Source organism: Mesorhizobium sp. B2-4-17 (assembly GCF_006441275.1).
Taxonomy (GTDB): domain Bacteria; phylum Pseudomonadota; class Alphaproteobacteria; order Rhizobiales; family Rhizobiaceae; genus Mesorhizobium.
Genome location: NZ_VFUX01000021.1, coordinates 39,981 through 52,455 on the forward strand (window position 1 = coordinate 39,981; position 12,475 = coordinate 52,455).

Consider the following 12,475-nt stretch of genomic DNA (forward strand, 5'->3'; position numbering starts at 1 on the left):
CCGTCGATGGCTAAATAAACGCTCACAGGGGAAGGGAGCATGGCACTTCACCTTTCGGCGGATGCCCCGGCTTTAGTCGCAGCCGCGCCGCAAAAATATCTCTTTGGCCCGTTCATCGACTTTTTCATGCTTGGCGGAAGCGCGCTTCTGATCCTGCCGGTCCTGTATTTTGTGCCGCTCAGATACGAAGCTGCCGTGACGCTGACGATGTTCTTGCTTTCCCATCTCATAAACCAGCCGCACTTTGGTCATTCATACCAGATCTTCTATCGCAATTTCGCGCGCAAGGTGTGCGGCGACGGCTACAGCCGCAATCTGCAGATCCGCTATATTTTGGCGGGCATCGTCGTCCCGCTGGCGATGATTGCCTTCTTTGCCTATGGCTCATTGACGGGGAACACCCGGCTGCTCGGCTATGCGACCAACGCGATGGGCTTTTTCGTGGGCTGGCACTACGTCAAGCAGGGCTACGGCATGCTGATGGTGGATGCCGTGCTGAAGCGCAAATTCTTCGGCGATCAGGACAAGAAGGTGTTGCTGGTCAACGGCTATGCCGTGTGGCTGTTCGCATGGCTTCAGACAAACGTGGTCATCACCCAGAGGCAGTTCTGGGGTTTGGACTACTACACCTTCGCGGTCCCGCCGTGGCTCATCACCATCGCCATGTCGATCGCCGCCGCCTCCTCGGCGGCAACCGCCGTGATGTTCATCAATCGCTGGCGCAAGCACGGTGGCGCGCTGCCCTATAATGGCGTTGTCGCCTATGTCGTGTCCCTCTATGCCTGGATCCTGTTCGTGACATTGAACCCGCTCTGGCTGCTCGTCGTGCCGGCGATGCATTCCTTGCAATATCTGGCGGTGGTCTGGCGCTATCAGACCAATCTCGAGCGCGACCGTGCCGATGCCGTCGAGAAGCCGGCATTGAAGCTCCTGTCCATTCTTGGACCGCTGTACAGGCTGCGCGTGCTGGCGTTCATCATCGTGGGCGCAATTCTGGGAGCGCTCGGTTTCTGGCTGGTGCCGATGGCGCTGGCCGACCTCATTCCTTACGACAAGGCAGTGCTCGGCTCATCGTTTTTCCTCTTCATCGCCTGGATATTCATCAACGTGCACCACTACTTCCTGGACAATGTGATGTGGCGGCGCGGCAATCCGGAAGTCTCGAAATATCTGTTTCGCTGAAGCAGATCCCATTGCGGGCAACCGCCATTGCGGGACAGCGGTTCTGGGCACGAACACGATTCGTTAACCAAGACGCTGTTCATCGGCGTGTTGTAGAACGGATGGCCCGTCTGCGTGGTCAAGCCTGCTTGTCAGGTAGAGCTTGAAAAGAAGGCTCCGCATCAGGCGAAGACGTTAAATCGCCCGAAACAAGAACAATGTGCAAGGCATGAACGTGATTGAAAGCGAACAGAATGGCGCCTCCCATCGTTGGACATGGCTGCCGGCCATTGCAGTCGCGTTCCTTTGCATGTGCGTCACCACTGCATTCGCGGAGACGCGCGCCCTGAAGATCCAACATCTCCATACGGGCGAGAAGGCCGAGATCGTCTTCAAGCGCAACGGGCGCTACGATCAGGCGGGATTGAAGAAGATCAATTTCATGCTGCGCGACTGGCGCCGCAACGAGCCGACCAGGATGGATCCGCGCCTGCTCGACCTTGTCTGGCAGGCCTATCGGGCCAGCGGCTCGACAGCCTATATCCATGTGGTCAGCGCCTATCGTTCGCCGGCGACCAACGCCATGCTGCGCGGCCGCTCGAAGGGCGTGGCCCGGGAAAGCCAACACATGGTTGGCCGCGCGATGGACTTCTTCCTGCCGGATGTGCCGCTGAAGAAGCTGCGCGACATCGGCCTCAAGATGCAGGGCGGCGGCGTCGGTTATTATCCGACCTCCGGTTCGCCTTTCATCCATATGGATGTCGGCAATGTGCGGCATTGGCCGGGCATCAGCCGCCAGGAACTCGCCAGGGTCTTCCCGAACGGCAACACGCTGCATGTGCCGAGCGACGGCAAGCCGCTGCCCGGCTACGAGCAGGCGTTTGCCGCCTACAAATCGCGCAAGGCAGCCGGCACGCCCAACATCGAACTGGCAAGCGCCGACGGCGGCCAGCGCAGGCCGGCACGTGGCCTGCTGGCGACGCTTCTGGGCAGTCGCAGCTCGGACGAAGCGGATGACGTCGAGGAAGCGGTGCCAGCGCCACGCAAGCCGGCCAAATCCGTTGAAACCAAATCCGTTGAACCGAAGTCCGTTGAACCCAGGCCGGCCGGACAGGGCATCGCCATCGTGCTGCCGGAGGCAGCCCAGCGGGCGGATATCCAGCGGGCTTCCGCCGCTCCGGCCGAAGAAGCGCCAGTCGAGCAGCAGGCGAAGACGCCTGAAGCGATCGTCATGGCGATGAAGCCAGGCGCGGTGCCTCTGCCGGCCTTCGCACCGCGCGCCGAGGCCACGGTGAGTGTTCCGATCGCCGCAACGCCGACCCGAGAAACCGTGCCTTTCGCGACAGCCAGCGCCTCCGCGGCTCGGGCCGAACTGTCGGCTGCCAAGCCGGCGGCAGCCAATGCCGAAATTCCCTTGGGCAACACGAATGCCGCTGCCGCAACCGCCGCGCCGGACGTGGTGTCGCTCAATATCCCCTTGCCGACATGGCGGCCGCGGACAAGCGCCGGGCCTCGGCCGGAGGCCGGATCCGGCGATGTCATCGCTGCCTTGCTGGCAAGGCATCATGCCGGCCCCGATGGACTGGCCGGCCAGCGGCTACCGGTCTCCGCGTCGAAACCCGAAGATCGCGTCGGGGCGAGCCCCAAGGCCGACCGTGTCCAGCCACGCGGTGGCGCCAAAGCCCCGCCTGTCATTGTGCCCGCTGCGTCGGCCGGCCGGCCGTTCGGGGCGGGTCGCGAGATCGCCGGCAAGGTGGGTTCGGCAGCGGCGCCTGTCATTGCCGCCAATTTCATCCGTACGGCGCCCGAGCACGTCTATCTCGACGGGTTCCAGCCGCGAGGAAAGACGTCCGACCACCGCCGCTTCACCGGCTCCGCGGTGAAGTTCCTGCCCATCGCCAGCTTCAAATAGGTCGACGAACGCACGCGTTGGACGTGGCATGTATAGGTATGTGCGCGATACCGGACCGCTTCGATCCGATCTTCGCCTGCTTCGAAACGATGGCTCAGGCAATCGCCATGTGCAATGTGTCGGCATTTGCGCCGGTGGCTCGCCTGTGATCCAAGGCGGCACTGGATGCGGGTTCACCCCTGTGGTTGGAGCGCTGAATGACTCTACTCACACGTCGCGGGCTTCTCAAAACGGCCGCGGTTGCCGGTGCGAGCGGTGTCGGGCTTGCCGCCATCGGCAGGCTCGACGGCTGGGCCGCCGCGGCGCCTGAACCGGTGGTGCTGCAGACGGCGAAAATCCAGGCGCAGCTGATGGGCATTGGCCCGACGAGGAATGTGCTGACCTATGGCAGCGCCGGCATGCCGCCGGTGCTCAGGATGAAAAAGGGCGAGCCCTTCGCCGCGCGCCTGGTCAACGCCATCGACGATCCGACAACCATCCACTGGCACGGCATCCGCCTGCCGAACAAGATGGATGGCGTGCCGTTCCTGGTCCAGCCCTACGTCTACACCGGCGATCATTTCGACTACGCCTTCACGCCTCCCGATGCCGGCACCTTCTGGTACCACCCGCATTGCAACACGCTGGAGCAGATGGGCCAGGGCCTGACCGGCGTGATCGTGGTCGAGAACCCGAACGATCCGAAATTCGACGCCGAATTTGTCCTCAACCTGCGCGACTGGCGGCTCGGCGACGATGGCCAGTTCATCGACCAGTTCCGGCCGCGCGATGCCGCCAGAACCGGCACCTACGGCACGGTGCGCACCGCCAACTGGCACGACCAGCCGCAATATGACGCGCCGGCCGGCGGGCTGGTGCGGCTGCGCGTCGCCATCACCGATGTCACCCGCATCTACGCCTTCCGAGTCGATGGAGCGGAGGCTGACGTCATGGCACTCGACGGCAACCCGGTGCCTGAGCTTTTTTTGCCCGATGCCCTGCTGCTTGGCCCGGGACAGCGCATGGAACTCGCCATCCGCATGCCGGACGAGGAGGGCGCGATCGTCAGCCTGCGGGATGTCAGGGGCACCAAGCCCAAAATCCTGACGACCCTGCGCGCGATGGGCAGCTCGCTCAGGCGAGACATCCGCGATGTTGCGCCGCTGGAGGTCAATCCGGTGGCGGATGTCGATCTGACCAGCGCGCAGCATATTTCCCTGGCGCTCAGCGCCACGGCCGAAAACATTCCGAGCAACGGTATCTGCGGTTCGCTCGGTTACGGTTTCTGGGCGATCAACAAGGTGCCGTGGCCAGGCGACACGCCGGACCCGACCGCGCCGCTGGCCGAACTGAAGCTCGGCAAAAGCTATGTCATCGACATGGAGAACCTGACGCCGCAATCGCATCCGATGCATCTGCACGGCATGAGCTTCAAGGTGCTGTCGTCGTCGACACGACCGGTTCAACCGCTGATTTCGGATACTTATCTCATTCAGCCCAACGAGAAGGTGAGCCTGGGCTTCGTCGCCGACAATCTGGGCGACTGGCTGCTGCACTGCCACATCATTGAGCACCAGAAATCGGGCATGACGAGCTACGTCAGGGTGGTTTGAGGCCAAGCCCGTCGCCAGGACCGCGTCGTCGGCGCCCTACTTGCGCAGCTCCGCTTCGATCTCGTCGAGCACCTTGTCCTTGCCGATGCCGGTGAGGAAGGCGAGGCCCTTGATGACCGGCTTGGTCACCGAAGCCGAGATCGGCGTGGTGGCGACGATGAAGTCGACGCCGTCCGCTAGCCCCGGTACCTCGGTCGCCTTAGCCTGCTGGGCGTTGAAGGTGAGGCCCTTTGGGCCAATCGACCAAGGTAAAGGCGCTTTTCCCTGGCCAATTTCGGCTGGAATTGCCGGCCGGAGCCGGTTTCGTTGGCACAGATGGCCGGTCCCTGCTAATCCGGCGAGCAATCAAGAAGCTGTGGACGTCCTGCATGACCAACGTCGCCCTGACCGGCCTTGCCCGTGATCTCGCCAGCCGCGCCGCCGACGGCCGTCCGGTGCGCATCGGCGTCATCGGTTCGGGCGAAATGGGCACCGACCTAGTCACGCAAGGCATGCTGATGCCGGGCATTTCGGTTTGCGCCGTGTCCACCCGCCGCCCGCACACGGCGCGCGATGCCATCCGCATCGCCTATGGCGACGAGGCGATGGCGGTCGAGGCCGACACCGCATCGAAAGTCACCGGCGCCATCGAGAGCGGCAGGATCGCCATCACCTCCAACGAGATGCTGGTCACCAATCCCCTGATCGATGTCGTCATCGACGCCACCGGCAAGCCTGGCGTCGCCGCCGATTTCGACCTGATGGCGATGGAGCATGGCAAGCATCTGGTGATGATGAATGTCGAGGCCGACGTCACCATCGGCTGCTACCTCAAGCAGCAGGCCGACCGGCTTGGCGTCGTCTATTCGGTCGGCGCCGGCGACGAGCCGTCGAGTTGCATGGAGTTGATCGAGTTCGCTTCCGCCCTTGGCCTGACGATCGTCTCGGCCGGCAAGGGCAAGAACAACCCACTCAACCGCGACGCCGTGCCCGACGACTATCGCGAGGAAGCGATCCGTCGCAACATGAACCCGCGCATGCTGGTCGAGTTCGTCGACGGCTCCAAGACCATGGTCGAGATGTGCGCGATCGCCAACGCCACCGGCCTGGTGCCTGATGTGCCCGGCATGCACGGCCCCAAGGCCGACCGCGACGACCTCGCCAAAGTGCTGATCCCGCGCCAGGATGGCGGGCTCCTCACCAAAAAGGGCGTCGTCGACTACACCATCGGCAAGGGCGTGGCGCCCGGTGTCTTCGTCATTGTCGAGGCGACGCATCCGCGCATCATCGAGCGCATGGACGATTTGCATATCGGCCATGGCCCTTACTACAGCCTGTTCCGGCCCTATCATCTGACGTCGCTGGAAGTGCCGCTGACCGCCGCCCGCATCGTGCTTTCCGGCAAGCCAGACATGGTGCCGCTGCCAAGGCCCGTCGCCGAAGTCTGTGCCGTCGCCAAGCGGGACCTGACCCCCGGCGAGACCTTCGATGCGATCGGCGAGACCTGCTACCGGTCCTGGACCATGACCGTCGGCGAAGCCCGCGCCCGGTGCGCCGTGCCGGTCGGCCTGCTCGAGGGCGGCAAGGTGTTGAAGCCGGTTGGCAAAGGCGAACTGCTGACCACCGACAATGCGGCCCCCGACCAGACGACGAGACTGTTCGCCTTGCGCCGGCTGCAGGATGAGATGCTTTACGGCGCGGGTTGAGGGTTACTTCCCCAGTTCGATCGACCGCAGCCGCGCCGCCTCGACGGCCTCTATCAGCAGGTTGGTCAGCCGGTCTTCGCCCATCAGCACGGCCAGCGCTGCCGCTGTCGTCCCGTTCGGGCTGGTCACCTGCTGGCGCAGCACGCCCGGTTCCTCGTTGCTTTCGGCGGCGAGCGAGGCGGCGCCATGGACGGTCTGCATGGCCAGCAATCTGGCGGTTGCCGGGGGCAAGCCGGCCTTCTCGGCGGCCACGGTCAGCGCCTCGATGAAATGGAAGATATAGGCCGGGCCCGATCCGGAGACGGCGGTCACTGCGTCCATCAGGCCTTCATCATCGATGGTGGCCACTTCGCCGCTGGCCGACAGCAGGTCGACGACGAAACGCTTGGCATCGTCGGATACCAGGGGGTTGGAAAACACCACCATCATGCCCTTGCCGATCGCCGCCGGCGTGTTGGGCATGCAGCGCACGATCGGCGCGCGGCTGCCCAGGATCTCCTCGAAGGTGGCGACCGGCGTGCCGGCGGCGATGCTGACGAAAGTCGTGCGGCCGTCGCCGAAACGCTTGTAGGCGGCGGTGACGTCGCGGATCACCTGCGGCTTCACCGCGACGACGACGAGATCAGGCACGGCGTCGGCTGGAATGCCGCCGGCATCCGCTGCCGTGCCGCAGCCGAGTGCGGCGGCGCGGTTGCGCAAATCGGCATTGGGCTCGACCACGAAAACCGTCGACGGCGAAAGCTTGCCGGATTTCAGCCAGCCCGAGAGCATCGCGTAACCCATATTGCCGCAGCCGGCGAGAACGAGCCTGATCGTCATGGAACCCTCCCAAGGAAGGCTCTGCATAGACGTTCGCGCCTCAGCGGGAAAGCCCTGTCAGCACGGACGCGATGATCGCGCATCGCGATCGTTCGTGTGCTGGGAGCGATAGGCGGGAAAGCTTAGGGTGCCATTCCGAGGCCCGAATGCACTGCAATTCCAGTGCTTGAGGTTATGAAAAGCTTATGCACTGGCCTGCCAAAGTTAACCTTTTGTTTCCTATGCTTGTTTAGCGTGGCTTAACGAATGGCCGACCGCCGCCGCCAGGCGGCCAAAGAGTGAAGCTCCAAGATAATGGTCGACAGGGAAAACCGTGAAGACTGGAGGCGCGAGCTTTCATTGCTGGCGCTCGGCCAGGCCATACGCGGTGAGGACGGCAAGGACGCGTCCCTGGTCTCGATAGGGGACCGAGCGGATCCGGCATGGCGCGAAGACGCCGCCACGCGCCATCGCCTGGCCCGTTCACGGCGGGAGGCGCGGACGGACCCGACACTGCCGGCCGTCGAAACAGAGCGGCTCCGGCCGGACGGACAGCCGGGAGCGACTGCACAACACGACGATCTCGTGTCGATGCGCCAACTGGAGCGTGAGGCCGCCGCCAAGCGCTCCGTCTATGAACAGTTCCTGCTGCGCGCCGAGGAAACCGGCGAACAGAAGGACATCAACAACGCCAACATGAATGTGATCTCCAAGGGTTTCGCGCCGCTCGAGGCGAAAGGCCCGTTACGGGCCGGGATGGCGCATGCCGGCCGGCTCCTGGGTTTTGCCTCCGGTGTCGGCCGTGCGTTGATGGCGAGGCTGCGCAATGCCCTGTCCCGCAAGCCATCCGACGAGGCTGACGACGGCATTTCCAGCGCGTTAGCCGCCTTTGGTGAAAACGCGCGGGGGGCGGATGCCGCCATGCCCTCCGGCCACCCGAATCCGGATTCAGTCTTCATGCCTCGGCCAGTGGTGTCGGACTATCCGCGGCCGTTTCCCCCAGGCTTCGATACGACTTATTCCAGGCCGATGGGGCCGCCGTCGCGGTCACCCCTGCTGCCGCTGCAATCGGTCTATCCGGCTCCGCCGCCCTATCCCCATGCACAGCAGGCGAGGTATCCGCGGATGCGGCCGTGGCAGGCGCGATCGTCGGTAGGCTATCCCTACACTCAGGCCATGGCGGCACTCTATGCTGGGCACATACCGTATCCACCGCAGCCCCCCGCATCGCCGCAACCGTCGGCCTACCCCGTGCAGCCACCGGTAGAACCCTCGCAAGTCGAGGAAGGTGCCGAACAGGCGCCGATCGACGAAATTCGCGCCAGCCTGCGGGAGTTCCGCGAAGCGGTCCGCGAACTCGCCGAGAGCCGCGCCCGCCGCCGCTACTTCTGAGCCACAAGATAGGTTGCCGAGGCCGAACAAAACCATCCCGGTTTCGCGTAAACGGCATGGGACGGCGCTTTGACGGGATTGCGGGCCGGAATTTTCGTGACAATGCCGCGCTGCATGGTGCCGGCGCGCATTGTGTTTTGTGAACGCGCGTTGGGTAAAACGGTGTTGAGGGTGGTTCATGGCTGAAGTGATCGACGGAAAAAGCGTTGCCGAAGACGTGGTGCGGACGGTGAAGACCCTGGCCGCCGAGCTGGTCGCCAAAGGCAACGCCAAGCCAGGTCTCGCCGTGGTCATCGTCGGCGAGGATCCGGCGAGCCAGGTCTATGTCGCCTCAAAATCCCGCACCGCCAAGGAATGCGGCTTTCATTCGCTGCAACACACGCTGCCGGCCGAGACCTCCGAGCAAGCGCTGCTTGAGATCGTCGGGGAGCTCAACGCCGATCCTGAGATCAACGGCATCCTGGTGCAGCTTCCACTGCCTGCCCATATCGACGCCGGCAAGATCATCCAGGCCATCGCGCCGGAAAAGGATGTCGACGGCTTCCATTTCATCAATGTCGGCAAGCTCGGCACCGGCGAACTCGACACGGCTTTTGTTCCCTGCACGCCCGCCGGCTCGATGCTCCTGATCGAGCGCGTGCGCGGCAAGGATTTGTCCGGCCTCAACGCCGTCGTCGTCGGCCGTTCCAACATCGTCGGCAAGCCGATGGCCAATCTGCTGCTTGCCGCCAACTGCACCGTCACCATCGCCCACAGCCGCACCAAGGACCTGCCGGCGCTTGCCCGCACGGCCGACATCCTTGTCGCCGCCGTCGGTCGCCCCGAGATGATCAGGGGCGATTGGGTCAAGCCCGGCGCCACCGTCATCGATGTCGGCATCAACCGCATTCCCGCGCCGGAAAAGGGCGAGGGCAAGTCGCGCCTCGTCGGCGATGTCGCCTATGCCGAAGCGGCCAAGATGGCAGGCGCCATCACGCCGGTGCCAGGTGGAGTCGGGCCGATGACCATTGCCATGCTGATGGCCAATACGTTAGCTTCGGCCTACCTTGCGGCCGGGTTGAAACGGCCCTCCTTCTGAGCCGGGTTGACCCTGAAAGCCGCAGCTTTGCCTAACCCCACCATTTCCCCGGAACGGCCGGTCACGACTGATCCCGTTCAGGGCGGCCGGCAGTTCGCCTTCCTGCTGGTCGACAAGTTTTCCATGTTCTCGCTGGCGGCCGCGATCGACACGTTCCGCTCGGCGAACCGTCTGCTTGGTCGCGATTTCTATGGCTGGACCACGGTGTCGGCCGACGGCGATCCGGTGATGGCGTCCAACGGCCTGCCGCTGAAGATCGACTACAGCGTCGCCGACCTGCCGCCCGTCGACATCCTCTTCGTCTCGGTCGGCCTGACGACGGAATTCCCCGGCAAGAGCAAGGTTCTGGCGGCGTTGCGCAGTTGGGGCCGGCGCGGCAATGCGCTTGGCGCGCTGTCGGTCGGATCCTACCTGCTGGCCGAGGCCGGCCAGCTCGACGGTTACCGCTGCACCATCCATTGGGAAAACCGCGCCGGCTTCATGGAGCGCTTTCCCGATATCAACTGCACCGGCAACGTCTTCGAGATCGACCGCAAGCGCTACACCTGCGCCGGCGGCACCACCTCGATCGACCTGATGCTCGAGATCGTGCGCGGCGATTTCGGCTCGAACCTCGCCAATGGCGTCGCCAACCAATTCCAGCATGAGCGCATCCGCTCGGCCGGCGACCGTCAGCGCGTGGGACCCGAGCGCGATCTGACCGGCAAGTCCGAGAAGCTGCGGCGCATCGTCGAACTGATGGCCGATCACCTCGACGAGCCGCTCTCGGCGGTGCAACTCGCCAAGTCGGCCGGCCTTTCGGTGCGCCAGGTGGAGCGCCTGTTCCTGCGTCACCTCAACGTCACCCCCGGCCGCTACTACATGCGGTTGCGGCTGGAGCGGGCACGCGAATTGCTGCGCCAGACCAACATGCCGATCCTTGATGTGGCGATCGCGACCGGCTTCACCTCGCATTCCTATTTTGCCCAGAGCTACCGGCTGCAGTTTGGCCGGCCGCCTTCCGAAGAGCGCCGCACCACCTACTGAGCCGCTTCGGGGCGATGCCCCATCCGGCGCCGGGCGCATGAGCGACTTGGCGCATGCCGGGCTTGTGTCCGGACGCGGCGTCCAATAGCTTCCCGGTGCGGACGAGGGGGCTAACGCAGGAGATTTCGATGGCGGTATTTGCGCGAGGCGTCGCTGCGGCGATCCTCCTGTTTGTCATGACGGCGGCCGGCTTCACCGCCAACCGCGTCATCATCATCCTCGATGCTTCCGGCTCGATGTGGGCGCAGATCGGCGGCAAGCCCAAGCTCGAAATCGCTCGTGAATCGCTGAGGACCGTGCTTCAATCGGTTCCCGCCGACGAAGAAATCGGCTTCATGGCCTATGGCCATCGCGAGAAGGGCAGCTGCGAGGACATCCAGCTGATCGTGCCGCCTCAGGCAGGCTCGGCAAGCGCCATCACCGACGCTGCCGACAGTCTGAAATTTCTCGGCAAGACGCCGTTGACGGCAGCCGTCAAGCAGGCGGCCGAAGCGCTGAAATACACCGAGGACAAGGCGACCGTCGTCCTCATCACCGATGGGCTCGAGACTTGCGGCGGCGATCCCTGCGCGCTCGGCAAGGAGCTGAAGGCATCCGGTGTCGATTTCACCGCCGACGTCGTCGGCTTCGGCCTGACCGTCGACGAAGGCAAGCAGATCGCTTGCCTCGCCGACAATACCGGCGGCAAGTACATCCAGGCCTCCGACGAGAAAGCGCTGCAGGAGGCCTTGGTCCAAACCGTCGCCGCACCCGCGCCTGAGCCAGCTCCCGCCCCGGCACCCGCGCCGGCATCCGCGAAATCCGAGTTCAATTTTCAGCCGAGCGTGGTGATGGCCGAAGGTGGCGAGCCGATCACCGACGGCAATGCCTGGGAGATCTACAAGGCGAAGTCGGACGGTTCACGCGGCGATTCCGTCACCACCGAATATGGCGCCTACAACGGCAATCTCGACCCCGGTGACTATGTTGTCGTGGCGCGTGATGACGAAGCCAAGGTGGAGCAGAAGATCAAGATCGAGGCCGGCCAGGTCTACAAGCCGCTCTTCACCTTGAACGCGGGCACCGTGCTCATTCATCCCAAGGCCTATCAAGGCGCCGATATCAGCAGCGAAGCCCGTCTGGATTTTGCCTATCCGGGCGGCAGCACCACCCACTATGGCGACTCAAAGGTCGTTGTCCCGGCGGGTGAACAGAAGCTCACGGTTCAGATCGGCAGCGGCTCGGTTACGGACACCATTCAGTTGACCGCCGGACAGACAATTGAAAAGGATGTCGTGGTCGGCGTCGGCCATGCCCTCCTCAATGCCTACTACACCTCAGGCGGTGACAAGGCCGACAATTCAGGCGTCGGCTTCGAGATCGTCAAGGCGAAGAAGAAGATCGATGGCAGCCGAGACAGCGTCGAACATTCCTATGGCCCCGACAGCAAGTTCTGGCTGCCGCCCGATGACTATGTGGCGGTCGCCACGCTTGATCTTACCGTCGTCGAGCAGCCCTTCAGCATTAAGGCCGGCGACAATCAGGACGTGAAGGTGACGCTCGATGCGGGCGTTCTGGCCATGTCCGCCCCCGGTGCCTATTCGATCGAGGTGCTGTCGTCGAAAAAGGATATCGAGGGCAAGCGCAAGTCACTCGGCCTGAGTTATGGCGACACCTGGCAGCAGACCATGCCGGCCGGCGACTATGTGGTTGTCCGTCACCTGTCTGACGAAGGCCACGACAAGGAAATGCCGGTGGCAGTGAAAGCCGGCGAACGCGCCGAGATCACGGTCCAGCCGTGATGCCGTTTTCCGCTGGTCGTAAGAGGGGCGGCTTGAAGCCGCCCTTTTGC

10 protein-coding genes are annotated in these 12,475 nt (G+C 63.9%); 8 read left to right on the forward strand and 2 right to left on the reverse strand.

All coding sequences use genetic code 11. From position 1 onward, the window contains the following. Positions 1-39: 39 nt before the first annotated feature. From FJ548_RS17750 to FJ548_RS17760, 3 genes are all read left to right on the forward strand, one after another. Positions 40-1,182, forward strand: coding sequence for a hypothetical protein (locus FJ548_RS17750; protein ID WP_140696702.1), 1,143 nt, complete (start codon positions 40-42; stop codon positions 1,180-1,182). A gap of 208 nt (positions 1,183-1,390) precedes the next feature. Then, positions 1,391-3,073 (forward strand): DUF882 domain-containing protein, encoded by a 1,683-nt coding sequence (locus FJ548_RS17755; RefSeq protein ID WP_140778548.1) that lies wholly within the window; start codon positions 1,391-1,393, stop codon positions 3,071-3,073. 197 nt (positions 3,074-3,270) lie between these two features. Then, positions 3,271-4,665 carry a multicopper oxidase family protein gene (locus FJ548_RS17760; protein WP_140778549.1) on the forward strand — a complete coding sequence of 465 codons (1,395 nt, stop codon included), beginning with the start codon at positions 3,271-3,273 and terminating at the stop codon, positions 4,663-4,665. Positions 4,666-4,701: 36 nt separating this feature from the next. On the opposite strand, the gene FJ548_RS17765 is transcribed toward FJ548_RS17760, so the two are convergent. Beyond that, entirely contained in the window at positions 4,702-4,950 is a 249-nt protein-coding gene (locus FJ548_RS17765) for a hypothetical protein (RefSeq protein ID WP_246678699.1), read from the reverse strand. Between the two features lie 83 nt (positions 4,951-5,033). Here FJ548_RS17765 and FJ548_RS17770 point away from each other — a divergent pair, with 83 nt between their 5' ends. Further along, a complete protein-coding gene (locus tag FJ548_RS17770; RefSeq protein WP_140778550.1) occupies positions 5,034-6,350 on the forward strand; it encodes an NAD(P)H-dependent oxidoreductase in 1,317 nt (438 codons plus the stop codon). A 3-nt stretch (positions 6,351-6,353) separates the two neighbouring features. Here FJ548_RS17770 and proC read toward each other — a convergent pair whose 3' ends face one another. Further along, positions 6,354-7,169, reverse strand: a complete 816-nt coding sequence (gene proC / locus FJ548_RS17775; RefSeq protein ID WP_140696691.1) for a pyrroline-5-carboxylate reductase — start codon at positions 7,167-7,169, stop codon at positions 6,354-6,356. A gap of 294 nt (positions 7,170-7,463) precedes the next feature. On the opposite strand from proC, the gene FJ548_RS17780 reads away from it, so the two are divergent. The 4 genes from FJ548_RS17780 (at position 7,464) to FJ548_RS17795 (ending at position 12,425) form a co-directional block, all read left to right on the forward strand. After that, positions 7,464-8,540, forward strand: a complete 1,077-nt coding sequence (locus FJ548_RS17780) for a hypothetical protein (RefSeq protein WP_246673432.1) — start codon at positions 7,464-7,466, stop codon at positions 8,538-8,540. A gap of 178 nt (positions 8,541-8,718) precedes the next feature. Beyond that, positions 8,719-9,618: a bifunctional methylenetetrahydrofolate dehydrogenase/methenyltetrahydrofolate cyclohydrolase FolD gene (gene folD, locus FJ548_RS17785; protein ID WP_140696689.1), complete on the forward strand. Its 900-nt coding sequence runs from the start codon at positions 8,719-8,721 to the stop codon at positions 9,616-9,618. Positions 9,619-9,645: 27 nt separating this feature from the next. Then, positions 9,646-10,644 carry a GlxA family transcriptional regulator gene (locus FJ548_RS17790; protein WP_115144991.1) on the forward strand — a complete coding sequence of 333 codons (999 nt, stop codon included), beginning with the start codon at positions 9,646-9,648 and terminating at the stop codon, positions 10,642-10,644. 128 nt (positions 10,645-10,772) lie between these two features. After that, positions 10,773-12,425, forward strand: a complete 1,653-nt coding sequence (locus FJ548_RS17795) for a VWA domain-containing protein (RefSeq protein WP_140696686.1) — start codon at positions 10,773-10,775, stop codon at positions 12,423-12,425. The last annotated feature ends 50 nt before the right edge of the window (positions 12,426-12,475 follow it).